This window comes from Massilia litorea (genome assembly GCF_015101885.1).
Lineage (GTDB): Bacteria > Pseudomonadota > Gammaproteobacteria > Burkholderiales > Burkholderiaceae_D > Telluria > Telluria litorea.
On the sequence record NZ_CP062941.1, the window covers coordinates 1,431,777 to 1,456,683 of the forward strand.

The 24,907-nt window shown below is 61.4% G+C and carries 18 protein-coding genes and 1 tRNA gene; 13 read left to right on the top strand and 6 right to left on the bottom strand.

Annotation, left to right across the window (positions count from 1 at the left end; translation table 11 throughout):
* The first annotated feature begins 33 nt into the window (after window positions 1-33).
* The 4 genes from pip (at window position 34) to LPB04_RS06415 (ending at window position 4,093) form a co-directional block, all read left to right on the top strand.
* Window positions 34-990 carry a prolyl aminopeptidase gene (gene pip, locus LPB04_RS06400; protein ID WP_193687897.1) on the top strand — a complete coding sequence of 319 codons (957 nt, stop codon included), beginning with the start codon at window positions 34-36 and terminating at the stop codon, window positions 988-990.
* 70 nt (window positions 991-1,060) lie between these two features.
* On the top strand, window positions 1,061-1,516 hold the full coding sequence (locus tag LPB04_RS06405; protein WP_193687898.1) for a DUF2721 domain-containing protein: 456 nt from the start codon (window positions 1,061-1,063) through the stop codon (window positions 1,514-1,516).
* Between the two features lie 31 nt (window positions 1,517-1,547).
* A complete protein-coding gene (locus LPB04_RS06410) occupies window positions 1,548-2,003 on the top strand; it encodes a hypothetical protein (RefSeq protein WP_193687899.1) in 456 nt (151 codons plus the stop codon).
* A 59-nt stretch (window positions 2,004-2,062) separates the two neighbouring features.
* The gene (locus LPB04_RS06415; protein ID WP_193687900.1) at window positions 2,063-4,093 is read left to right on the top strand and encodes an NADPH-dependent 2,4-dienoyl-CoA reductase; all 2,031 of its coding nucleotides are present in this window, start codon (window positions 2,063-2,065) and stop codon (window positions 4,091-4,093) included.
* A 129-nt stretch (window positions 4,094-4,222) separates the two neighbouring features.
* Here the strand turns inward: LPB04_RS06415 and LPB04_RS06420 are convergent, their stop codons facing one another.
* Together LPB04_RS06420 and LPB04_RS06425 are read right to left on the bottom strand one after the other, a co-directional pair.
* Window positions 4,223-5,344 (bottom strand): beta-ketoacyl-ACP synthase III, encoded by a 1,122-nt coding sequence (locus tag LPB04_RS06420; RefSeq protein ID WP_193687901.1) that lies wholly within the window; start codon window positions 5,342-5,344, stop codon window positions 4,223-4,225.
* A gap of 122 nt (window positions 5,345-5,466) precedes the next feature.
* Complete coding sequence (locus LPB04_RS06425) at window positions 5,467-6,885, bottom strand: S41 family peptidase (RefSeq protein ID WP_193687902.1); 1,419 nt, start codon at window positions 6,883-6,885, stop codon at window positions 5,467-5,469.
* Between the two features lie 389 nt (window positions 6,886-7,274).
* Between LPB04_RS06425 and LPB04_RS06430 the strand changes: the two genes are divergently transcribed.
* The 3 genes from LPB04_RS06430 (at window position 7,275) to LPB04_RS06440 (ending at window position 14,027) form a co-directional block, all read left to right on the top strand.
* Window positions 7,275-9,536 (top strand): TonB-dependent receptor plug domain-containing protein, encoded by a 2,262-nt coding sequence (locus LPB04_RS06430; RefSeq protein ID WP_193687903.1) that lies wholly within the window; start codon window positions 7,275-7,277, stop codon window positions 9,534-9,536.
* Between the two features lie 203 nt (window positions 9,537-9,739).
* Window positions 9,740-11,839 (top strand): M13 family metallopeptidase, encoded by a 2,100-nt coding sequence (locus LPB04_RS06435; protein WP_193687904.1) that lies wholly within the window; start codon window positions 9,740-9,742, stop codon window positions 11,837-11,839.
* A gap of 118 nt (window positions 11,840-11,957) precedes the next feature.
* The gene (locus tag LPB04_RS06440; RefSeq protein ID WP_193687905.1) at window positions 11,958-14,027 is read left to right on the top strand and encodes a M13 family metallopeptidase; all 2,070 of its coding nucleotides are present in this window, start codon (window positions 11,958-11,960) and stop codon (window positions 14,025-14,027) included.
* A 131-nt stretch (window positions 14,028-14,158) separates the two neighbouring features.
* Here the strand turns inward: LPB04_RS06440 and LPB04_RS06445 are convergent, their stop codons facing one another.
* Both LPB04_RS06445 and LPB04_RS06450 read right to left on the bottom strand, forming a co-directional pair.
* Window positions 14,159-16,363 (bottom strand): RIFT barrel domain-containing protein, encoded by a 2,205-nt coding sequence (locus LPB04_RS06445; RefSeq protein WP_227496636.1) that lies wholly within the window; start codon window positions 16,361-16,363, stop codon window positions 14,159-14,161.
* Between the two features lie 330 nt (window positions 16,364-16,693).
* Window positions 16,694-17,626, bottom strand: a complete 933-nt coding sequence (locus LPB04_RS06450; protein ID WP_193687906.1) for a c-type cytochrome — start codon at window positions 17,624-17,626, stop codon at window positions 16,694-16,696.
* Between the two features lie 220 nt (window positions 17,627-17,846).
* Here LPB04_RS06450 and LPB04_RS06455 point away from each other — a divergent pair.
* From LPB04_RS06455 to LPB04_RS06480, 6 genes are all read left to right on the top strand, one after another.
* Window positions 17,847-17,922: transfer RNA gene (locus tag LPB04_RS06455), tRNA-Arg, on the top strand.
* Window positions 17,923-18,223: 301 nt separating this feature from the next.
* Window positions 18,224-18,913 carry a glycosyltransferase family 2 protein gene (locus tag LPB04_RS06460; protein ID WP_193687907.1) on the top strand — a complete coding sequence of 230 codons (690 nt, stop codon included), beginning with the start codon at window positions 18,224-18,226 and terminating at the stop codon, window positions 18,911-18,913.
* Window positions 18,910-19,281 (top strand): DUF2304 domain-containing protein, encoded by a 372-nt coding sequence (locus LPB04_RS06465; protein ID WP_193687908.1) that lies wholly within the window; start codon window positions 18,910-18,912, stop codon window positions 19,279-19,281. Before LPB04_RS06460 ends, LPB04_RS06465 begins: the two co-directional genes overlap by 4 nt.
* A gap of 5 nt (window positions 19,282-19,286) precedes the next feature.
* Window positions 19,287-20,882, top strand: coding sequence for a glycosyltransferase family protein (locus LPB04_RS06470; protein WP_193687909.1), 1,596 nt, complete (start codon window positions 19,287-19,289; stop codon window positions 20,880-20,882).
* Window positions 20,879-21,232, top strand: coding sequence for an EamA family transporter (locus LPB04_RS06475; RefSeq protein WP_193687910.1), 354 nt, complete (start codon window positions 20,879-20,881; stop codon window positions 21,230-21,232). The genes LPB04_RS06470 and LPB04_RS06475 overlap by 4 nt, the downstream gene beginning before the upstream one ends.
* Before the next feature lie 82 nt (window positions 21,233-21,314).
* Window positions 21,315-22,355, top strand: a complete 1,041-nt coding sequence (locus tag LPB04_RS06480; RefSeq protein WP_193687911.1) for an acyltransferase family protein — start codon at window positions 21,315-21,317, stop codon at window positions 22,353-22,355.
* A 95-nt stretch (window positions 22,356-22,450) separates the two neighbouring features.
* Here the strand turns inward: LPB04_RS06480 and LPB04_RS06485 are convergent, their stop codons facing one another.
* Both LPB04_RS06485 and LPB04_RS06490 read right to left on the bottom strand, forming a co-directional pair.
* Window positions 22,451-23,401, bottom strand: a complete 951-nt coding sequence (locus LPB04_RS06485; protein ID WP_193687912.1) for a hypothetical protein — start codon at window positions 23,399-23,401, stop codon at window positions 22,451-22,453.
* A gap of 91 nt (window positions 23,402-23,492) precedes the next feature.
* A complete protein-coding gene (locus LPB04_RS06490; RefSeq protein WP_193687913.1) occupies window positions 23,493-24,563 on the bottom strand; it encodes a GNAT family N-acetyltransferase in 1,071 nt (356 codons plus the stop codon).
* Window positions 24,564-24,907: the final 344 nt, after the last annotated feature.

The following is a 24,907-nucleotide window of genomic DNA, read 5'->3' on the forward strand; positions in this document are numbered from 1 at the left end:
TACAATCCTTGCTCGAACTTCAAGAGAGCCGCCATGCCCGCCACCCCGCCGTCGCTGTTCCCGCCGATCCAACCGACCCGCCACGGCATGCTCGCCGTGGATGCGCTGCATACGATCTACTGGGAGGAGGTGGGCAATCCAAACGGCATCCCGGTGCTGTTCCTGCACGGCGGTCCCGGCGCCGGCCTCTCTCCCCAGCACCGGCGCTTTTTCGATCCCCATGCCTACCGCGTGATCCTGTTCGACCAGCGCGGCGCCGGCAAGTCGACCCCGCTGGGCGAATGGCGAAATAACACGACGCAGTTGCTGATCGAGGACATCGAGCGCCTGCGTACCATGTTTGGCATTTCGCGCTGGCTGGTGTTCGGCGGCTCCTGGGGCTCCACCCTGGCGCTGGCCTATGGCCAAACGCATCCCGAGCGTTGCCTCGGCTTTGTCCTGCGCGGGATTTTTCTCTGCACCAAGGCCGAAGTCGAGTGGTTCCTGCACGGCGTGCAATGGTTTTATCCGGAACTCTACGCCGAATTCATCGCCCCGATCCCGGCCAGCGAGCGGGCCGATCTGCTGGGCGCCTATGCGCGCCGCCTGCTGTGCGACGACCCGGACTTGTACTGGCCGGCGGCGCGCGCCTGGAGCCGCTTCGAAGGCAGGCGGGTGTTCCTGCTGCCGCAGGAAGAAGAGCAGCCCTCCGATACGCTCGACCTGGGCGTCGGCCGCCTTGAAGCGCACTACATGGCGAATGGCGCTTTTTTGGAAGAAGACCAGCTGATCAGCGACATCGGGCGCATTGCCCACCTGCCGGCCGTCATCGTGCAGGGCCGCTATGACGTGATCTGTCCGCCGCTGTCGGCGCACCGCCTGCACGGCGCCTGGCCGGGTTCGATCCTGCGCATGATTCCGGATGCCGGACACGGCGCGCTGGAACTGGGCATCGCGCGCGCCCTGGTCGGCGCCACCGAAGCCTTTAAACGCTTCGGCCGCTTCGATTGACCGAAGACCCCACAGGCGGCTGCTACACTACGCCTGACACATTCCAACGCCCGTAAAAAAACGTGTTTTCATGAACATCCAGATTAGCGACATCGGCCACATGATCCAGCTGGCGATCGCGCCCGTCTTTCTCCTGACGGGCGTGGCGACCAAGCTGACGGTGCTGACCAACCGGCTGGCGCGCATCATCGACCGCACCCGCGTGCTCGAGGACCGCCTGCAAATCGGCCCGAACGACGCCTATACCGACGAACTGGAAACGCTGTATACGCGCTCGCACCTGATCAACTACGCGATCACCTCCAGCACCGCCTGCGGTTTCCTGGTCTGCCTCGTGATCGCGATGCTGTTCGTTGGAGACAGCGCCAACATCAAGCTCGACAAGTACATCGCCGCCTTCTTCGTGCTGGCCGTGTTCGGCCTGATCTTCAGTTTCATGTTTTTCCTGCGCGAGATTTTCATTTCCTCGCGCTTCATGCGCATCCGCCACGACGCCAGCCTGGTGCCGGGCGAGCGCCGTACCTGACTACCTACCTTCACATCGAATCGAGTTCCACATGCACGACTACCAGCGCCCACCCACCCTGCACCTTTACGGCATGCGCGACGAGCTCGAGCAAGCATTGAAGGCGGGCCAGTTCCGGCTGGTGCCGGCCAACGGCTTCCTGACGATTTCCTTCTCGCAGGCCTGGAACAAGTCCCTGTTCGAGGTGCTCGGGCCGGCCGACTGCTGCCTCGTCATCCACAACAGCGAAGAGTTCGGAGAGCGCCTGCACCGCGCCGTCCAGCGTGCCTTGCCGAACTGGGCCGGCATCGACGGCGCCGTCGAATACGGTACCCGCTCGCCGCTGGGCGCAGCGTTTACGAAAAGCCGTGCCGAAGCGCAGGAACAGGAATGGAAGTTCGCCTGGCGCTCGCTGTCGCCGAATACGAGCCTGAACCCGGTGACGGTGAAAATCGGCAGCATCGAGCAGTTTGCCGAATTGCGCGCACCCGAGAGTCACCTGGTGTGAGGCAGGGCATCCGCGACGTTTAGAACCACGACTCCACGGATTCCCGCTTTAATGTCGGGATGACAAATACTGCCTACCCCCATCTCCTCGCCCCGCTCGACCTCGGATTCACGACCCTGAAAAACCGCGTGATCATGGGGTCGATGCACACCGGCCTCGAAGACCGTTTCTATAACTACGGCAAACTGGCCGCCTTCTACCGCGAGCGCGCGGCCGGCGGGGTGGGATTGATCGTCACCGGCGGCATCTCGCCCAACCGGCAGGGCTGGCTGCTGCCGCTGGGCGGCACCCTGAATTTCATCGGCGACGTGCCGAACCACCGCCGCGTCACCCGCGCCGTGCATGAAGAGGGCGGCAAGATCCTGATGCAGATCCTGCACGCGGGCCGCTACGGTTATCAGCCCTTCGTCGTCTCGGCCTCGCCCGTGAAATCGCCTATTTCAAAATTCAAGCCGAAAGAACTGAGCGAAAGCGGGATCGAGTCGACCATCCGCGCCTACGTGCGCTGCGCCAAGCTCGCGAAACTGGCCGGCTACGACGGCGTCGAGGTGATGGGCAGCGAGGGCTATCTGCTGAACCAGTTTTTATGCGCGCGCGTCAACAAGCGGACCGATCGCTGGGGTGGCGCGATCGAGAACCGCATGCGCCTGGCGGTGGAGGTGGTGCGCCGCATCCGCGCCGCCGTCGGTCCCGACTTCATCCTGATGTACCGCCATTCGGTCCTCGACCTGGTCGAAGGCGGCAATACCTGGGAAGAAGTGGCCAGCGTGGCGCGCGCCCTGGAAGCAGCCGGCGTCACCATCCTGAACACGGGTTATGGCTGGCACGAGGCGCGCGTGCCCACCATCGTCACCTCGGTCCCGCGCGCGGCATTCGCCAGCGTGGCCGGGCGCCTGCGGCGCGAAGTGAACATTCCCGTGGTCGCCTCGAACCGCATCAACATGCCGGGTGAAGCAGAGGACGTGCTGGCGCGCGGCGACGCCGACCTGGTATCGATGGCGCGCCCCTTCCTCGCCGACGCCGCTTTTGTTGCCAAGGCCGCCAGCGGGCGCGCCGACGAGATCAACACCTGCATCGGCTGCAACCAGGCCTGCCTCGACCACACCTTCTCGAATAAACGCGCCAGCTGCCTGGTCAATCCGCGCGCCTGCCACGAGACGGAATTGACCTACGCGAAGACGAATAAACCGCGCAGGATCGCCGTCGTCGGTGCCGGACCGGCGGGACTGTCGGCGGCGACGGTCGCAGCCGAACGCGGGCACGCGGTGACCTTGTTCGAGGCATCGAATGGCGTCGGCGGCCAGTTCAACATCGCCACGCAGATCCCCGGCAAGGAGGAATTCGCCGAGACCGTCCGCTATTTCACGAGAAAGCTGGCATTGACCGGCGTCGACGTGCAGCTGAACCGGCGCGTGACGCGCGACGAACTGCTGGCGGCCGGTTTTGATGACGTCATCGTCGCCACCGGCGTGCGCATGCGCATGCCGGCGATTCCCGGCATCGATCATCCGAAAGTGCTGTCTTACCTGTCCGTCCTGCGCGACAAGGCGCCGGTGGGCAAGCGGGTGGCGATCATCGGCGCCGGCGGCATCGGTTTCGACACCGGAGAGTTCCTGCTGCACGATCCCGCACACCCCTTGCCGCAGCCGATCCGCACCTGGACCGGGGACTGGGGCGTCGACCTGGATGCGACGGTGGAGGGAGGATTAGTCAAACCGGTGCCTGCCCACCCCTACCGCCAGCTCTACCTGCTGCAGAGAAAGAGCACGCGTCCTGGCGCGGGCCTGGGTAAGACCTCGGGCTGGGTACACCGCGCGGCGCTGGTGCGCGGCGGGGTGCAGATGCTGGCGGGGGTGCAGTACGAGCGCATCGACGACGCCGGGCTGCACATCACGGTCGGCGGCCAGCAGAGACTACTTGAGGTGGACAACGTCGTGATTTGCGCGGGGCAGGAGAGCCTGGACGAATTGACGATCGGAGCGGTGACGGGAAGTACGCGCTTCCACAAGATCGGCGGGGCCGTGCTGGCGGCGGAGCTGGATGCGAAGCGGGCGATCCGGGAAGGGGCGGAGCTGGCGGCGCGTCTCTGATCATATGCCGTAAAACGCGTGGAGTCGGGACTCCACCCTACGAACCGAGGTATACGTAGGGTGGAGTTCTGACTCCACGCGGCAGAACGTTCGCGTATTTGAAAAAACGGGGATTGCGCCCCGTTGTTGTTACTTCTTGCGCACCACCACGCAGCCGATCGAATAACCGGCCCCGAACGAGCAGATCACGCCGTTCGCCCCCCGCGGCAAATCGTCCTGGTATTTGTGGAAAGCGATGATGGAACCGGCCGACGAGGTATTCGCATAGCTGTCGAGAATCACCGGCGCCTCGTTCGGCTCGGCATCGCGTCCGAGCAGGGTGCGCGCGATCAGCAGGTTCATGTTCAGGTTGGCCTGGTGCAGCCAGTAGCGCGACACCTGCGGGATCTGCAGGCCGGCCGCTTCCGCCGTCTCGCGGATCATCTCGGCGGCCATCGGGCACACTTCCTTGAACACCTTGCGGCCCTGCTGGCGGAACAGTTTATCTGCTTGCCCCACGCCCGATTCGTCGAAGCGGTTCATGAAGCCAAAATTGTTGCGGATGTTATTCGAAAACTTGGTTTTGAGTTTCGATTCGAGGATCTCGAACTGGTGTTCGCCGACGGCCGTGTCGGCCGCTTCGATGATCATCGCCGTACACGCGTCGCCAAAAATGAAATGGCTGTCGCGGTCGCGGAAGTTCAGGTGGCCGCTGGTGATTTCCGGGTTCAGCACGAGTACCGCGCGTGCCTGGCCGGTCTGCACGGCCGCCATCGCGGTCTGGATGCCGAAGGTGGCGGACGAACAGGCCACGTTCATGTCGAAGCCGTAGCCCTCGATGCCGAGCGCGTCCTGGACTTCGACCGCCATCGCCGGGTAGGCGCGCTGCATGTTCGATGCGGCCACCAGCACCATGTCGATGTCGGCAGCCACGCGGCCGGCGCGGGCCAGGGCGTCACGGGCGGCGGCCACGCACATCTCCGCCTGCAGCGACAGCTCGTCGTCGCCGCGCTCGGCGATGCGCGAGGTCATGCGCGTCGGGTCGAGGATGCCCTCTTTTTCCATCACATAGCGCGACTTGATGCCGGAGGCTTTCTCGATGAAACCGCTGCTCGATGGTTCGAGCGCTGTCACTTCGCCCGCGGCGATGGCTTCCGCATTCTCACGGTTGTGCAGCTCGACATAGGCATTGAATGCCGTCACCAGCTCGTCGTTCGAGATGGAAAACGGAGGCGTAAACAGACCGGTGCCGCTGATGACGACTGGTTTCATGTTGGGGACTTTCAAAGGAGATAAGGGGAGATTCCCCGGCGAATGACGGCGATTCTACACAATCGGGCCAAGCCTGGGAATTGTCGGGGAGACCATCCGAGGCTGAGCTCTAGCACACGATGCTAATGATGCCGCGCCAGCGTGGTCCCGGATGGGCGCTTCGACAATTGCACCGGCAGCCCCTTCAGGTGTTGAACGGCCTGCAGTAACTGAAAATCGCCCGCGCTGCCGTAAGCCAGCGGCTGGCGGTCACGCGCCGCATCCAATAAGGCCATCTGCTCTTCGATATCGTCGGGACGGGTCTTCGTCTCCCCGCTGCCGTCGCCCGACAGGTGGTGGTCGAGGTCGGCTTCGCGCAGGCGCAGCGCGTTCAGGCCGTCGTTCTCGGCGTTTTCGTCGACCGCGAAATCGGGGACGATGCCGCGCGCCTGGATCGAGCGTCCGTGTGGGGTGAAATAGCGCGCCGTCGTCAGTTTTACGGCAGCGTCGCGCCCGATCGGCCGGATCGTCTGCACCGAGCCTTTACCGAAGGTCTGGGTGCCGACGATGGCCGCGCGCTTGTGGTCCTGCAGGGCGCCGGCGACGATCTCGGACGCCGAAGCCGAGCCGGTATTGACCAGCACCACCAGCGGCAGCGTCTTGTACATTTTCGGGATGCTCGCGAGCGGATCGCGTCCGCTGCGCAGCATGTAGTGTTCGGGCTGACCATAAAAACGCTGGCGCGACTCGGGCAACTGGCCGTTGGTGGAAACGATTTCCGCGCCTTCCGGCAAAAAGGCGGCGGCCACGCCGATCGCGCCCTGCAGCAGCCCGCCCGGATCGTTGCGCAGGTCGAGCACCAGCCCTTTCAAATGCGGTTCCCGGCGCGCCAGTTCGGTCAGCTTTTCCGCCATGTCGTCGACGGTCGGTTCCTGGAACTGGGCGATGCGCAGCCAGCCGTAACCGGGTTCCACGATCTTCGCCTTGACGCTTTTCTGGACGATCTCCTGGCGTTCGACGGTGAGCACCAGCGGCTGCGGCGCGCTGGCGCGGGCAATCGTCAGCGTAACGCGGCTGCCGGGCGCGCCGCGCATGCGCTTGACCGCTTCTTCCAGGCCGAGGCCGCGCACATCGAGGCCGTCGATTCGGGTAATGCGGTCGCCGGCCTGGATGCCGGCGCGTTCGGCCGGCGAGTCTTCCATCGGCGAGACGATTTCCACATAGCCGTCGTCGCTTTCCCCGATCTCGATGCCGAGGCCCACGAACTTGCCTTCGGTTCCTTCGCGCAGCTCGCGAAAGGCGGCCGGGTCGAGGTAGGCCGAGTGCGGGTCGAGCGAATCGACCATGCCCGAGATGGCGCTGGTGAGCAGCTTGCCCCCCTCGACCGGTTCGACGTAATCGGCGCGGATCAGCTCTACCGCCTTGGCCAGCTGCTGCAGCTGGTCGAGCGGCATGCTCGGCTCGACCGGTTTATAGGCGAGCGCGGAAAACTGCATCGTGACGGCGGCGCCGGCGGCGAGGCCGACGGCAAGCAGGCCGGCGTTCTTGAGAGTGGAGCCCATAGTATCGGTGGTGGAAGAGTAGGAGCAGGTCCTGGCACGCATGAGATCGCGCGCCCCCAGTATAAACCCGAATCGTGCCCGGCCCGGGCTGCGCCCGCGCAAACGGGCGCGACTTGTAAAGCGGGTTGTACTTCCGGTAAGTAATTGTAAGAGTGGTCACCTGGGGACCAGGCCGGTCCTATAGTCGATTCCAGTTTTTCTCTCTCCACCCCAAAGTGGTTTCGCCCACGGTTCCCCACCGTGGGTATTTTTTTGCCGATCCTGTGTTGTATCGAAAAGTAAAAAAGGATCAATGGATGAGGCGGTCTCGACGGCAGCCGCTAGAATGGCCGGTTGCGTCAATACCGATGGCGCTGCCGGCCCGGCGGCGCCTCACATAAAAAAGAGACATGAACAAGCTGATTCCCACTGCCTGCCTTGCCCTGCTGGGTGCGGCAGGCTCCCCCGTCCTGGCCGCCGGCCAGAGCGTCGACACTGCCGCCCCTGCGCCCGATGCGCAGAAAACGACCGTCAAGGCGGCGCCCGCCACCAGCGGCAAAACAGACGGAAAAACGAGTGAGGCGGCCCCGGTCGCCCAGGTCAGCGTCACCGGTTCGCGCGCCAACGACACCGATCAACGGCGCCTGTCGACGGCCTCGAAAATGGTCTTCGGACGCGAGGAACTCGACCGCAACGGCGATTCCAGCGTCGGCGACATTTTGAAACGCCTGCCGGGCGTGACGATGGGCGGGCCGCCGGGCCGCGGCGGCGGCGGCGCCGTGCGCATGCGCGGCCTGGGCAACGGCTACACGCAAGTGCTGATCAACGGCGAGCGGGCGCCTGCGGGGTTTTCGATCGAATCGCTGCCGCCGGAGCAGGTCGAGCGCATCGAGGTCATGCGCGGACCGGTGGCCGAGCACAGCACGCAGGCGATCGCCGGCACCATCAACATCGTGCTGCGCGAGGGTTATCGTCAGAAGGACATCCAGTTGCGCGCGGGCGACAACATCAGCGCCGGGCTGCATTCGCCGAACCTGTCGCTGGCGCTGCCTGGCCAGTCCGGCAAGCTCTCCTGGCTGACGACGGTGAACGCGATGACCGGGCGCAGCCACAACGACAGCGACAGCTATGTGCGCGAGGAAGACCTCGCCGGCAAGGTGACGCGCGAGCAGAACATCCATACCGGCATCGATTCGCGCACGCGCGGCATGTTCCTGTCGCCGCGCCTGTCCTATAAATTCGAAAACAGCGATACCCTGACTTTTCAGCCCTTTATCGGCATCAATCGCAACGACAACGGCAGCGACACCCATATTGACCACCTGGGCGGCACCCGCCCGGCGGAATACGCGCGCCTGCGCACCGCTTCGACATCGGACTCCAGGTTCTTCCGCGCCATGGGCAACTGGCTGCACAAGATGGACGGCGGCGCCAAGCTCGACGTCAAACTGAGCGGGGGCGCGAGCCGCAACGACAGCGAGAGCCTGCGCCATACCTTCGATGAGGGAGGGGCGACCCTGCGCACCTTCAACGATGTCGACAACACCCGCAACAGCAACATCACGCACAGCGGCAAGTACACGAAGCCGATCGGTAAAGGCCATTTGTTCGCCATGGGCTGGGATGTCGAAGGCGCGCAATTGCGCCAGGTGCACGTGGCCGAAGACGACGGCGGCGCGCTGTTCGACGATTCCGGCGCCAACCTGGAAGCGAGCACGCGCCGCCTGGCGCTGTTCGCCCAGGACGAGTGGGACATCACCGAACGCTGGTCGGTCTACCTCGGCCTGCGCTGGGAGGGGATCCGCACCACCAGCACCGGCAGCGCGTCGGAAGTCGAGAACACGAGCCGCGTCTGGAGCCCGGTCCTGCATACGGTATGGCGCATTCCCGGTTTCGAAAAGGACCAGGTGCGCGCCAGCCTGACCCAGAGCTATCGGGCGGCGCCGCTGAACGACATGATCGCTTCTCCCTCGTTCGCGACCTATAACGCGCGCGTCAGTCCCGACCGCAGCGGCAACCCGAACCTGAAACCGGAACTGGCCAAGGGCATCGACCTCGCCTACGAACACTACCTCGGCAAAAGCGGCATCCTCAGCGCCAGCGGTTTTATCCGCAACGTCGACAACCTGATCCGGCGCGTGATCACCGAGCGCCCGACGAACCAGGGCCTGCGCTATCTGTCGAGCCCCCAGAACATCGGCAGCGCGCGCACCAGCGGCATCGAACTGGAAGCGAAATTCCAGCTGGCCGAACTGGTGCCGAACAGCCCGGATATCGACTTCCGTTCCAATTACAGCCGCTTCTGGTCGAGGGTCGAGGGTATCCCGGGTCCGAACAACCGGCTCGACGGCCAGGCCGAGCAGACGGCCAATGTCGGCCTCGACTACCGGATGAAGGGGCGGCCCTTGACGCTCGGCGCCAGCTACAACTGGACCCCGCCGCTGCTGGTGCAGACCAGCGCCACCGAGGCCAGCGCCGCAGGCGCCAAGCGCCAGGTCGACCTGTACGGGTTGTGGAAATTCAGCGCGAATAACCAGCTGCGCCTGTCGGTCAACAACCTGCTGGCCGAGGACTACGTGACCGCGCGGTATTACACCGCGCCGACCGGCTACGTGCGCACCAGCGCGCACACCGATCCGACAGTCGGTTTGCGCCTCGAAATGAAGCTGTAAATGGAAGGCGATCCGCGGACATGCATATGTGCGCGGACGCCGACGGGCTGTAGCGCCCGTCAATACAGGCGCCGTGCAAAATGCGCGGCGGCCCGCACTGTGCGCATTTTTGCCACATTCCCTCTCGACGGATGGGTCCGGATCGGGCATTCTTGCAGGATGACCCATGCCGCGGTCGCCAACGCTTGACACGAGGAACTCCCTTGAAACGTACCCTTCTGAGCACCCTGACCCTGTCCGTCCTTGCCACTTTCGCCCATGCCGGCGACACGACGAAATCCAATGCCGCACCCGTCGCCGTCGCGGCGGCCAGCACCGCCAGCACCGCCAGTACTGCCGGCGCGCCGATCTCCGGCATCGACACCCAGTTCATCGACACCTCGGTGCGCCCGCAGGACGACTTCTTCACTTACCTGAACGGCAAGTGGCTGAAATCGACCGAGATCCCGGCCGACAAGGCCAGCTGGGGTACCTTCATGCAGCTGCGCGACGACAGCCAGGCGCACCTGCGCGGCATCATCGAGGCGGCCCAGAAGGATCCGCATAAAAAGGCCGGCACCGACGTGCAGAAGATCGGCGACCTGTACGCCAGCTTCATGGACGAAGCGAAGCTCGAAACGCTGGGCGTGAAACCCCTGGCCGGCGAACTGCAGCGCATCCGCACCCTGAAGGACAAGAAGGGTTTGCCGGAGCTGGTGGCCCACCTGTCGAAGATCGGCGTCGCCACGCCTTACGGCATCCGCGTCGGCCAGGATGCGCGCGCCTCGACGAAATACGCGACCTATATCGGCCAGGGCGGCCTCGGCATGCCGGACCGCGACTATTACCTGAAACTCGACGACAAGCGCATGGCCGACACGCGCGCCAAGTACGAAGCGCATGTCGCCCAGATCCTGACCCTGGCCGGCGCAAAGAACGCGGCCGAACAAGCCAAGGCCATCGTCGACTTCGAGACCGAACTGGCCAAGGTGCAATGGACCAAGGTCGAGAACCGCGACCCGGTCAAACGCTACAACAAGATGAGCGTGGCCGAACTCGGCGCGCTGACCCCGGGCTACGACTGGAATGCGGCGCTGGCTGCAGCCGGCGTCGGCAACAAGCTCGACTACGTCATCGTCGCCCAGCCGAGCTATCTCACCGGTTTTAATCAAGTCCTCGCCAAGACGGATCTGGCGACCCTGAAGTCCTACTTCGAATGGCAGCTGCTGCGCGAATACTCGCCTTATCTGTCGAAGGCCTTCGTCGACGCCAACTTCGCCTTCTACGGCACCACGCTGACTGGCGTCACCGAAAACCGTCCACGCTGGAAGATCGGCGTGTCGACCGTCGAAGGCGCACTCGGCGAAGCGGTGGGCCGCCAGTATGTCGGCAAATACTTCCCGGCCGAGCGCAAGGCGCGCATGGAAGAACTCGTGAAAAACGTGCTGGCCGCCTACAAGGACAGCATCGATACCCTCGACTGGATGACCCCGGCGACCAAGAAGGAAGCGCAGGCCAAGCTGGCGAAATTCACCCCGAAGATCGGCTACCCGAACAAGTGGCGCGACTATTCGAAGCTGAGCATCCGCAGCGACGACCTGGTAGGCAACGTCAAGCGCGCGTCGGAGTTCGGCTACAACCGCAACATCGCGAAACTGGGTAAACCGATCGACCGCGAAGAGTGGGGCATGACGCCGCAGACGGTGAACGCCTATTACAACAGCTCGATGAACGAGATCGTGTTCCCGGCCTCGATCCTGCAGCCGCCGTTCTTCGACATGCGCGCCGACGATGCCGTCAACTACGGTGCGATCGGCGCCGTGATCGGCCACGAAATCGGCCACGGTTTCGATGACAAGGGCAGCCAGTCCGACGGCGACGGCAACCTGCGCGACTGGTGGAGCAAGGAAGACCGCGCCGCCTTCCAGGCGCGTGCCGACATGCTGGTCAAACAGTACAACGGCTATAGCCCGATCCCCGGCTACAACGTCAACGGCGAACTGACCCTGGGGGAAAACATCGGCGACAACTCGGGCCTGGCGATCGCCTATAAAGCTTATAAAATCTCGCTCAAGGGCCAGCCGGCCCCGGTGATCGACGGCTTGACCGGCGACCAGCGCTTCTTCATGGGCTTCGGCCAGGTGTGGCGTAGCAAAATGCGCGAAGCGCAGCAGATCGTGCAAGTGAAAACCGACCCGCATTCGCCGGGCCAGTTCCGCGCCAACGGCACCGTGATGAACCACCCGGCCTTCTATGAGGCCTTCGGCGTGAAGGAAGGCGACAAAATGTATTTGGCGCCGAAAGACCGCGTCACGATCTGGTAAAGTCATCAACCTGGTCGTGCATAAAGCCCGTCGCGACGGGACGTATGCATAGTCGACCGATCCGGCCGGTGCCCACGAGGCGCCGGCCGCCAACCTGATAAATAGTGGAGAGACACCCATGAAGAAACACATGCTGAGCGCCCTGACGCTGGCACTGATCGCCGGTTTCGCACACGCCGAAGGCGCCGCCGGCACCGCCGCAGCCACCGCCAAAAGTGCCAAGGTCCCGGTCCTGTCGTCCGGCGTCGCCACCGAATACATCGAAGAGAGCGTGCGCCCGCAGGACGATTTCTTCGAATACCTGAACGGCAAGTGGCTGAAAAATACCGAGATCCCGGCCGACAAGGCAAGCTGGGGTTCGTTCATGCAGCTGCGCGAGAACACCTTGCCGCGCCTACGCGGCATCATCGAAAAATCCGCCGCGACCAACCCGGCCGCCGCCACCGACGCCCAGCGCATCGGCGATTTTTATGCGAGCTTCATGGATGAGGCGCGCCTGGAACAGCTGGGCGTGACGCCGCTGCAAGGCGAGCTGGCCAAGATCGCTGCGCTGAAAGACAAGTCCGAGTTGCCGGCCATGCTGGCGCGCCTCGGTAAAATCGGCGTCGGCGTTCCCTTCGACTTCGGCATCCACCAGGACAACAAGGATTCGACGAAATATGTGGCCGACATCGGCCAGGGCGGCCTGGGCATGCCGGACCGCGACTACTACCTGAAGGCGGACGACGCGAAACTGGCCGCCACCAAGGCGAAGTACCAGCAGCACGTCGAGAAGATGCTGGCGATGGCGGGCGACAAGAACGCCGCCGCCAACGCGAAAGCCATCGTCGACTTCGAGACCGAGCTGGCGAACATCCAGTGGACCAAGGTCGAGCTGCGCGATCCAATCAAAGCCTACAACAAGGTCAACCTGGCCGACATGGACAAGATGGCGCCTGGCTACGACTGGAAGAGCTGGCTCGATACCACCGGCCTGTCCGGCAAGGCGACGTATGTGATCGTCGGCCAGCCGACTTACCTGAAGTCCTTCGTCGCGCTCTCGAACAAGACCTCGCTCGACACCTGGAAGGCATATCTGTCGCTGCACCTGGTCCAGTCCTACGCCAGCTTCCTGTCGAAGAATTTCGTCGACGAGCGTTTCGACTTCTACGGCAAAACCCTGTCGGGCGTGACCGAGATCGAGCCGCGCTGGAAGCGTGGCGTCAGCGCCGTCGAGCGTTCGCAGGGCGAGGCACTGGGCAAGCTGTACGTGGCCGAGTACTTCCCGCCTGAGCACAAGGCGCGTATGGAAAAGCTGGTGAAAAACCTGCTGGCCGCTTATAAAACCAGCATCGACAAGCTCGACTGGATGAGCCCGGCGACCAAGAAGGAAGCGCAGGCGAAACTGGCCAAGTTCACGCCGAAGATCGCCTACCCGAACAAGTGGAAGGATTACTCGGCGCTGGTCGTCAAGCGCGACGACCTGGTCGGTAATGTGATGCGTTCGCGGGTGGTCGAAGCGGACCGCGAGATCAACAAGCTGGGCAAGCCGATCGACCGCGAAGAGTGGGGCATGACGCCGCAGACGATCAACGCCTACTACAACCCGGAAATGAACGAGATCGTGTTCCCGGCCGCGATCCTGCAGCCGCCGTTCTTCGATGCCAACGCGGACGACGCGGTCAACTACGGCGGCATCGGTGCCGTGATCGGCCACGAGATCAGCCACGGCTTCGACGACCAGGGTGCCCAGTACGACGGCAACGGCAACCTGCGCGACTGGTGGAGCCCGGCCGACCACAAGAACTTCAAGGCCAAGGCCGACATGCTGGTCAAGCAGTACAACGGCTACAGCCCGCTGCCTGGCTACAACGTCAATGGCGCACTGACGCTGGGCGAAAACATCGCCGACAACTCGGGTCTCGCCATCGCCGCGAAAGCGTATAAAATCTCGCTGAAGGGCAAAAAGGCGCCGGTGATCAACGGCCTGACCGGCGAGCAGCGCCTGTACATGGGCTGGGCGCAAGTCTGGCGCGAGAAGATGCGCGAGCCGGCCCGGATCGCCCAGGTCAAGACCGACCCGCACTCGCCGGGCCAGTTCCGCGCCAACGGCACCCTGATGAACCAGCCGGGCTTCTACGAGACCTTCAAGGTCAAGCAGGGCGACAAGATGTACCTGGCGCCAAAGGACCGCGTGATCATCTGGTAAGCACCGGATCACGTTCTACAAAAAACACCGCCTGGCTTGCGCCGGCGGTGTTTTTTTTGCTTACCGGGGCGGACAAATAAAAAGCCCCAGCGGCCTTGCGGCGGCTGGGGTAGTGTCGAAGTTGGCGTTGATTAGCGTGGCACGATCGCAAACTCGGGGCTGTTGCCGTAGTTCGGCTTGACGGTGCGCGCCATGAACTTGCTCCAGGCGGCAGCGGCGTTCGGCAGACGGGCATCGACGGCGTAGGCCAAGGCTGGCTGCATGTTCGACGGATAACCAGCGATGCTGTCCGAGTAACCGGTCATCTCGCCGACCTTCAGCTTGAGGAAGCTGGCCATTGCCGCACTTCCGCACTCGAGCGAGCGGAAGGTGGCCGTCTCGCTAGCATCCGCCACCTGCGACATCGTCTTGTACAGGGGGCTGGTCTCCGAGTCACGGATGTTCATCGAGTACAGCGCCGCGTCGATCCAGCAGATGCCCGGGTCAGTCATGCGGATCACCGGCGCCTTGGCTTTCCAGCTCAGCAGTTTTTGCGCGCCGCTAAAGCCAAGCTCTGCGGCATGGCCAATTGCCGAAGTAAAGAAGTCATCCTGCCACGGAGCGATGCCGCGACGATTGTTATAGACGACCGCGCTCTTCATGTCGAGCACATTGAATACATTGGCCGCACTGTTATCAGTGTAAGCCTTGTTATACCAGTCCAGGTTGCTCGTCAGAATGCGGGCGAAATGCGATTTCAGGCGGTCGCTGTCCGGTGTAATGAAAGCTGCTTCTGCGAGCGTTCGCATACTCCAGGCCTGGCCGCGGACCTGTTCCGGCTCGAGCAGACCCTGAATGTTATTACGGTAGCCAGGATTGGTGCCGAATACATTTACCATTGCCCAGAATTGCAGCTCTTCCAAATAGTAGTAGTCGCCGGTCACAAGATAAGGCAGGTAGGCAAACGCCGGTTGGTGCGCGGAGTCATACGTGTAAGGCGAGCTGCAGCTGGCACCGAGCGCGCACTTCGGGAACGCTTCGAGTTGTTTGGTGACGGGATTGCGCGTATCGGTCGGAATCCCGGCAATGGTCATGTAGGGATAGTCGATCAGGCTGACCGGGCGGTCCGTGTTCTTGTCTCGATAGTGCGATGACCAGCTACCCGCGAGGTCGGCCGTACCCAGGGTAACTTCTTTAGCCCGCCCTTCCATCGTCAGCAGATAGGTAGCAGCCCAACCCGGCAACAGGCCGAGGTCGACGCGGCCGCCGGTGCTCGGCATATACGGGATTGCCATGCCGATACCCATCGGCTCGATGGCAGCCCCGGTCCATTTCGACTTCAACTCAGTAAATGTCGCTTCGGGCACGACGACGCTCTGGTCGTAGTTCGGCACCGCACGGCTGGCGATCAGGTAGCCGACATTGTGCTTGATGAGCGCCTGCGAGGCGTCGCCGCCCCACCAGAACACCTTGCGCCAGCGGCTGTGGTGATAGTGGGTCAGGCCCGGCTTCGAATAGACCACGGCGCCGCGCACCATCACTTCGGCGTCATAGGTGAAATTTTGCGGATTCGGCTCGTAGGCCCAGTTGTTTTCGAGCGTGACGTCGACGCGCGCCTTCTTGATGTCGTTGTACCAGCGGATCGCGAAGCGCGCCGTCAGGTGCGGGTGGGCCACGCCGTCGGCGCTCGTCAGCGGCGCCGAGACCTGCCACTCGTTGGCGACCGCGCCCGCGAGCCAGGTCTGGTAGGCGCCGCCGGTCTTGATGATGTCGTCGGCCGACACGCTGTAGCGCACGCCGTTGATGGTGGCATGCACCGACGAGCTGAAACCGTTCAGCAGGAGGGTCTTCGGACCCATGCCGCTGGCGTGTGGCGCGTTCGTTTTCATCAGCGACAGCAAGCGGGTTTCGCTCGCGTTCAGGCTCGGGATCAGGCCCGACACCACTGCATGGCGCACCGAACCGTCCGGGTGGGTCGCCTTGACGTCGAGCTGCAGCGGAACTTCGGTGCCGTCGTTGAAGCGGCCGACCAGCGAATCGGCCGGCATCAGGTCACCGGCGGCAAATACCTGGCCGAACGTGACCGGCAGGTTTGTTTGGGCGCTGGCGGTGATGTTCTGGATGCGCACGTCGGTGATCACACCGAAGACGGTGTAGGCGGTGGTCGTGGCCGCCGTGGTGGCGGGCACGGCGGCTGTGCCCGCAGGCGACACGGTGGCCTCGGGCGCTGCTGCGCCGCCGACCGGCGCGGCCTGCGGGGCAACTGCGGCCGCGGCTGCCGGGACCGTTGGCGCCGATGTGCTCGAGGCGACACCGGCAGTTGAACCGGAACCGCCGCCGCCGCCGCCGCAGGCCACGAGCGTGCTACCGAATACCGCGATTGCGGCAATTCGCATTGCAAAGTGTTGGAGTGGAAGTGTCATGGCAGGTCTTCAGAGGGTTACTTTGGGGAATAAATTATTGCCCCAGTGCATTTCTGAAGGTTACGCCAAAGCAAAACTGAACGACAGAAAAATCAGTCTTGCTGTTCCGGATTTCGTCCAAATACAACACAACATTGTCGATTCATTTACGAATATTATTCGTTTAGAACCGAAACAAAGTGTATTTATATAGTTATTTTGACTCGCCACCCAATAAAAAAACCGCCCGGCGGGCGGTCTGGACCAACCATTCCTTTGGCTTCGTCAACGCGAGGACGCCACCATGAAGTCGACCGCTGCCTTGACGTCGGCATCCGGCGCGCTGGAGCCGCCTTTGGGCGGCATGACGCCGGCCTTGCCCTGAAAGCCCTTGATGGCATGCTCGTACAGCACCTCGTTGCCCTGCTTGATGCGGGGCGCCCAGGCTGCTTTGTCGGCCACTTTCGGCGCACCGGCAATCCCGGCGCCATGGCAGGCGATGCAGGCACTATTGAACAGCGCCTTGCCGGCGTCGGCATTGGCGACGGCCGGTGCGGCCGCAGCAGGGGCAGCGACCGCAGGCGTGGCCGCAGCCGGGGCCGCAGTCGGAGCGGCGCTGGCCGGCGTGCCGCCGGCCGGTGCGGCCGTGGCGGCATTCGCTGCTGCCGGCGCGGCGGCGGTCTCGGCGCCGGCGGCGGGCGCGGCGCCCGCTGCGGGTGGCGCCGGCTCCTTGAACTTGGCGCCGCTCTGGTTGGCCATGTAGACCACCGCGCGTTCGACTTCCACATTGTCCAGGTCGGGATTGCCGCCCTTGGCCGGCATGGCGCGGATGCCTTCGATGGCGTGCTTGGCGAGCGTATCGTAACCCTGCGCCAGGCGCGGGCCCCAATCGCCGGCGACGCCGATCTTCGGGGCGCCCGCGGCGCCGCTGGCGTGGCAGGCCGCGCACACGGCGGTGTAGACGGCATTACCTGCTTGCAGCACTTTCGGCGCGTTGGCATCGCGCAGCGTAAAACCTTCTTCGGCGACCGGGCGCAGGCGCTGGGCCACTGCTTCCTTGCCGAGGCTGTTGGTGCCGGCGCCTTCCAGCTTGTCGTTGGTGACAAAGGAGACAAGCAGGATGATGCCGATAACGATTACCAGGAAGAAGCCTGCGACCACCCCGATCAGTTGCTTGGGCGTCCTGATAAACGATTGTTCATTGTGTGCGTCGCTCATGATTTCCTTAATACGATTAAAAAAACCTGCTACCCGGCGTGTGTCTTCCTGCATGACTTTTTGGAAAGGCCGCCAATCGGCGATTATAGTCTCAAAAGATGCCCCATAGCACATGACTCGTTTGCAACTTCTACTTTCCATGGACGGGGAACGCGAAAGAATGTATCCTTCGCATCGCTCAGGCATTTCCTCGCGAGATGACTCGACGCGTTTTACCAGTGCGGCTGTAGCTCAGTGGATAGAGTATTGGCCTCCGAAGCCAAGGGTCGCTGGTTCGATCCCAGCCAGCCGCACCATTCTTTGCATACTGTTCAGTATAAAAGCGAGCGCCCGTCTCGCGCACCTCGATCTCGTCATCACCCCTCGTTTTTGCATGAGCCTGCGGGCACGGTGCATCCCTTGCTGCGTGCCTTTAGTGCCGTCATGAGTACTGGACGGACAGGTTGCGGTCCTCCTTGGCTTACGTATGATACGTACCACATATCGCCCATAAGTTTCAATTTATTGAATTTAGATAACTTTTATTGCGATAAAATTACTATAATTCTCCGTAAATATGACGGTCATCAAGAACCGAAACCAAATTCTAGGGAAGCAATGAAAGATAGCGCACTCGATGACCTGTGGGTGGTCATTCCTGCCTTCAATGAAGGCGCAGTTATCGCTGACGTTGTGCGGGACATAAGGCAATTTTGCCCGAATGTCGTGCTTGTGGACGACGGCTCACGGGACGACACCGCGGAGCATGCGCGGTCCGCAGGCGCAATCGTCCTGCGCCATCCGATCAATCTGGGGCAAGGCGCGGCGCTGCAGACCGGCATCGAATTCGCCGTGCGCAATCGCGCTGTCTACGTGGCCACCTTCGACGCCGACGGACAGCACGACGTTCACGACTTGGCGCCGATGATCGAACTGCTGAAGGAGCGCAACCTCGATGTCGTACTGGGCAGCAGGTTCATTGGTAAGACAGTCGGCATGACATTTTCCAGGCGCCTACTGCTGCGTGCGGCGGTCCTGTTTACACGACTGACGACGGGGATGAACCTGACCGATGCGCACAATGGCTTGCGTGTTTTCACGCGCAAAGGCATCGCCAACATTTCGCTGGTCCATAACCGCATGGCCCATGCATCCGAAATTCTCGAGCAGATCGCCCAGAACCGGCTGGCATACGCCGAGTTCGGGAATACGGTGCGCTATACGGAGTATTCACGTGCCAAAGGACAGAAAGCGTCGAATGCCGTGAATATTGTTGTCGACCTCGTTCTTGGAAGGATTAGCAAATGATCGTTCAATCCCTGCTGACGATCGCGCTGGTCGGATCCCTGTTGTACATCTTTGGCCAGAAACGACTTCTCGGTACTATCCGGCTTGGCCTGTACGCCGTCATCTGCGCCGGCTTGTTCTTTGTCTGGTCGCCCGATCAATCGACCGCGATTGCCAATCACCTGGGCGTGGGGCGCGGTGTTGACCTGATTTATTACATCTGGATCGTCTTGTCGCTCGCCGTTTTCGTCAACATCCATTTGAAGCTGCGTGAAAACACCAGTTTGGTAACCCAGCTGGCCCGGCAAATCGCGATTGCCGAAGCGCAACGCAACCTGAGCGAGCAAAGCGTGCAGGCAGTCCACAACCAGGCCCAGGGCACCAACTAATGTACTTGACCAGTTTGAAGAATCCTGCCTGGCAGGTGCGCGGCGGCAGCGCTGCTGCCGGCACCTTTCACGCGATCGCAGCCGGACTATGCATTCTGACGGCGCTGTCGTTCTTCCTGCTCCCGCTCCCGACCCTGCAATGGTTCACCGATTACTGGGAACATGCGTCCGCCGTCCGCGTTTTATCGGAAAACGTGCTTGCGCCAAGTAACCCGCACTACGCCACCTACGACGCCGATCGCCAGTTTATACCGCTGTTCGTTTTGCTCGGCGGGTTGATGCAGTTGACCGGCATGGGCGTTACCGCAGCCCTCGCGCTCGGTGCCGTCGTGACGACGGCTCTTTTCGTCGTCGGCGTGAAAATGTTTGCCGATTCCTATTTCCAGCACAGGTGGGCGCCGGTAATTCTGATCGCCGTCTTGCTGTGTTGTTGGGGTACGCCCTGGGTGTGGACCGGCTTCTACGAGTTCCGGGCGATGTTCTACAATAGTTTTTATCCGGCGGCCTTCGTATTTTCACTCACTTTCATCACGTGGGCACTCGTGATCCGGGCCCTGCAGTCCGATACAGTCGCGCTATCGATTTGCTGCCTGCTGCCGCTCCTGTCTGCGCTCATGTTCGTTTCGCACCAGTTGGGCGGACTGTTTGCGCTGGGAGGCGCCTTCCTGTTCTTGTTATTCGAGCCGAAAAGTACGAGTAAAACGCGTCTCTTACTGTTTACTTTGTTGGCTTTCGGAGTGGCTATTACCTGGTGGTGGCCGTATTTCAATCCCATCGAACTGACTTACCGCGGGGCGGGCGACAAGGAAAACGGCGGCGTCGCCGACTTCTATAACACGGTGCAGGTCGTCCTTTTGCTGGGCCCAGCCTGGCTCGGGATACCACTGCTGTTCGAACTGTTCCGAAAGCGTATCCATCTGGCGCTTGTCGCCGGATTCCTGGGAGTTTTTGGTGCCTACTGTATTGGTGGCGCACTAGGGCACCCGGTGGCGCACCGTTTCTTGTCGTATGCGGTGCTCTACCTGCACCTGCCGATTACATGGAAACTGCTGTCCCTGATTCCGGAAAGAGAGGCCAAGTTCAGCGTGGCAGAACTGAAGAGAGACCGGCCAAGATTCGTTGTATTGGCCCTATGTGCGGCGTTGGTGATGCTGCACCTGGCGTTCGGTGCGCTCGATTTTGCCCGGGTGGGATACGAACGGACGAGCGGGAAGTCATTCGGTTCTTATCCAAACCAGGACGTGATCGGCAATTTGATCGCCGTTGCCAATAAATTGCCAGGCGATGCGATCATGTTTGCTTCGCCGCATCCCGCGCTCGCGATCACTGCCTTCAAAGGCAAAGTCGTCGTGCGGCCGCGACCCCAGTTGATGATTGCGGACGGTGTGGCACGCAGCAAGGACAATGCACAGTTCTTTTCTTCCGCCACTTCGCAGGCCGAGCGGCGCGAACTGGCTCGCAAATACGGTGTCCGCTATATCCTGATTAAAAAAGAAGATCTTCCGATGAATGTGACGGAAGACTTGAAAGCCTTGGGAGAAGTGGTCCCGAACCCCGGACAGCTCGTCCTTATCAAGATCGATATTTCGAAATTACCATGACTAATTCCCTGATCCTGACGATGATTTTTTATTCGTTGGGGATGGCAGGTGGCCAACTGCTGTTCAAGCTCGCTGCAATGCACCTTGCTCAACGGACTCCGGCTTCGTCTGTCATTTCGTATTTGAACGTCTACCTGGTGTCCGGACTGTTTCTCTACGGCCTACTGACGATGTTGTGGGTATGGATCCTGCGCAGCGTGCCGCTCTCCAAAGCCTATCCGTTCGTTGCCTTGTCCTTCGTGTTCACGCCGATGCTATCGAAGTTTGTGTTAGGCGAGCAGTTGTCGCCCGGATATTTTGCAGGACTTGCGCTTATTGCTGCCGGAGTGGTTGTAATTGTCCGTACTTGATACACCGTGCCTTCTTCCCAAAACTGACTTCGTACACGCACTGATGTGCTCCAGCCGTACAGGTAGTCAATAAACAATCCGAATGAAAAGCCAAACCACGTTGCGTTTGATTCAGGTCGATGCCCTACGTGGAATCGCAGCCTTGATGGTCGTTTTTTTCCATTACACGACCAAATATGAGGAATTATTTGGGCATGCTGGTAAGCCGGCAGTTTATGTACCCTGGGGCTACCTGGGCGTTAACTTGTTCTTCATGATCAGTGGTTTCGTTATTTTCATGACACTGGATAAAACTGTGCGGCCTTTGGATTTTGTCGTGTCCCGTGGTTTCAGGCTCTACCCTGCTTATTGGTTTGCGGTGACGGTCACCTTTTTGATTACGCAATGGACCGATCTTCACGGACAAACGGTTGATCTGGGAACCGCACTCATCAATTTGAGTATGGTGCAAGGTTTGTTTGGGATTAAAAACGTTGACGGTGTCTATTGGACATTGAAGATCGAACTAATCTTTTACGGCTGGGCACTGCTCTTGTTTTATCTTCGATCACTGGATAAGATCCAAGGCGTGCTGATTGGCTTGCTCCTTCTTCGTTGTGTGGAACATTTTGTGCCATCTGCGTCGGGCTATACCATACCGTCGGAGCTAAGTCGGCTATTACTGCTAGACGTCATTCCCTGGTTTGCTGCCGGGATTTCGATTTACAAATTGTCGTTTAACCAGTCAAAAAACAAAAAACCATCGTATGTTGTCGTGGTAATCCTCTCAGCGCTTGCAATCGGTTTGAGCGACGGGCTAGCACTGACCGGACTACTCGTGCTATTCGCATTGCTATTATTCAGTGCCGCGACAGGAAGTATTTCGCTTCTCAGTCACCGAATTTTCACACTTCTTGGAACGATGTCGTACTGTTTATACTTACTTCACGAAAACATCGGATGGTCTATTATTGCTGCATGCGAAAAAGCAGGCACATCGGCAAATACCGCCATCCTACTGGCCTTGTTTGTTTCCTTAGGCTTGTCATTTGTGGCGATGCGAATTGTTGAGCAACCCGCTGTTGCATGGGGACGGGCTTGGTATCGTTTGTACCGCGCCCGCAGGGACGACGCTGTTGCTTGATTCCTCAGCCTCCATTGTGTGAGTGGAATGATGAGGAAGCGCCCCTGCAAATAAATAATTGACCACTGTCCTGCCGGTTTTACTTCTACAGTCCATTAGACTATCGAGTGGCGCTTGACTGGCGCCGGCACCACTACCGGTGCGATATCAGCCGCCGACCAATCGCGTGGCACACGCAGGCGCCATGCAACCCAAGCGCAGAGCGGCTGTTTGATGAATAATCGGCGCGCCTGCGCTGGCTGTGCGGTAATCCAACCATTGACAAGCCCGTGTGCGGTCGAAGGAAGTAGATGAGGAGCCAGGCCACGCACGATTAGGTGTTCGCGGACGGCGCGGTTTTCGAGGACTCCTTGCGCTTGGCGCAGCATTCGCTTCCATTGGCCAAGGATATTTTTAAACGTGATCCGCTCCATCGAGCGTACGTTCCAGATTGCGTCCGGTACGACGGCAATGCGGCGTCTGTCCCAATGATTAGCAGCAGGGTCCAATCCAAGCATCAGCACCGCGCCCGTAACGGAATCGGTACGGTATAGTCCCAGCGGTAGCCGGAATCCGGAAGCGCGCAGCTTCGCCATAACCCCTGCTCGGATCAGGTTCAAGTTCCCGTGGAACCCACCTTCGCTCAGCATTAATGCCCGGAGGTGAAGCGCCGAGCGGCCGCAGGTCGGGACGCCGGTTGCTCCTTGCGCTTCTGGCGCAGTCGCGAGTCCTCGGTCAAGGGCGTCGAAGGAATCCGGTTCGACTTCGACATAGCCGTCGAGGAAAATAGCGTCGCCGTCAGATGCCCAAATACGGTGCACATACTCGTTCCAAGCATGTGCCTTGTCGCCCTGTTGGATGCGCCAGACACGCAGCACACATGTCGGCGGAACGTCGACACACAATCCTGCGATGTTATGTGCCAGCTCCGGATTACCGTTTACCAATACATCTACGACTGCACGCCTGTCCTTACAGGCTTGAATGGCGGACCGGATGCAAGCGGCCAGAGTAGAAACATCTTCGCGCGAAGCAATGATGGCAATGGAGCGCGGCTCGACAATCATACGGCTGACTTGGCTAGAAAACCACATTGTAATGTAAATGCATAAAAAAAGAGCAAACGTCCTGATGGGGCAGGGCGTAGCATGTCTTCTTTTACAGCGTAATGTAGCGCCGCAGGCGCCCACCGAGGCTGTTCGCCACGGGTAAGGGCAGCTTCTGCCAAGCGCTTTCGATCAGGGCCCGCAATGACGAGCCGCCTCCCTTTGCCGCGGGGGCCGCGATCGCCGCCACGCCTTGCGCGTCCCATTCTTTCCAGTCGAGCGCCACCGGCAGCGCGCCCCATTGCTTCTTGAATTTATAGGTCCCCTCGCCGAAGGTCGAGCGGCCGAAGTCGAACTGGCGCACGCCGCGTTCGCACAGGTGCGACTGGATCGCCCAGTACAGCAGCATATTCGGCGCCAGCGAGTTGAACTCGGCCAGGGTCGAAGCCCAGGGAATGACGGCCTTGTCTCCGCACAGCAGCACCCAGCCGGCGCCAACCGCCTTGCCCTCGTGGCGCACGATGACCATGAACATGTCGCCGGCCGCGCCGTAGTGCCGTTGGACGGCTTCGAACCAGGCACGGCTGTGGGGAGGACTGCCGAGGCGACGCATGTTGCGGCTGTAAATATCGTAAAACTCGGCGATGCCGGCCGCGCCGGTGATTACTTCCGAGGTCAGGCCGTTCTTTTCCGCTTTTCTCACCTGGCTGCGCAGCTTCGGGGGATACGACTGCATCAGTGCCGCCGCGCTCTCGGGCAGGCCGAGCAGCATGCGCACCTTGCGTCCCTCCAGTCCGGCTTCGTCCTCCGTCCCGGGCGCCGAGCAGCGCAGCTCCAGTCCGGCCGCCCCCTGGGTGCCCAGGTCGAGGCGCGCGCGTGCCGCCAGCGCCTCGGCGACGGCACCGGAGACGGCCAGCGGCCCGCCGAGGTCGCAAAACGGTAGCGAGATCCAGCGCGGACGCGACAGCGGCCGGGCGAATTCGCACAGCGGCAGCATGCCGGCCAGTTCCGATCCTTGCCAGGCCACCAGCACGCGGCCGGCATAGCCGTAGGCGCTGGCAACGGCGCGGCGCCAGGCCGCCAGCTGGTAAGCATTGCCCTCGGGATGCGCGCGCACGAAGGCGTCGAGCGCATCGTTGCCGGGATCGTCATTGTCGAGGGTGGAGAATCTGAGGTCGTTCAAGCGCTGCTCCTGCGGTGGCATCAGTGTTTGCTGAGATGCATGATGGGTCGCGCAAGATTGTAATCGATCGACAACATCTTTTCTTCGCCGTATTCCAAGTGTGTGCAGCGCGCACGATTCATTTTCTTACGGAACTTGTCAGACAGAAAATGCTATATTGCACAGTGTCATGCGAACAGCGTGGCCTCCTTGCTGTGCGCCGCGGCCGATGCTCCCTGATGAACCGGGGACGGGCCTGGTGAGCCGGTTAAGGAAAACGAAAAAACAACGGAACACACGGATGCAAATACAACATCGCCTATGCGTCCGTGTTGTTGATGGCGTACAAACTAGGGTGCCGCGTT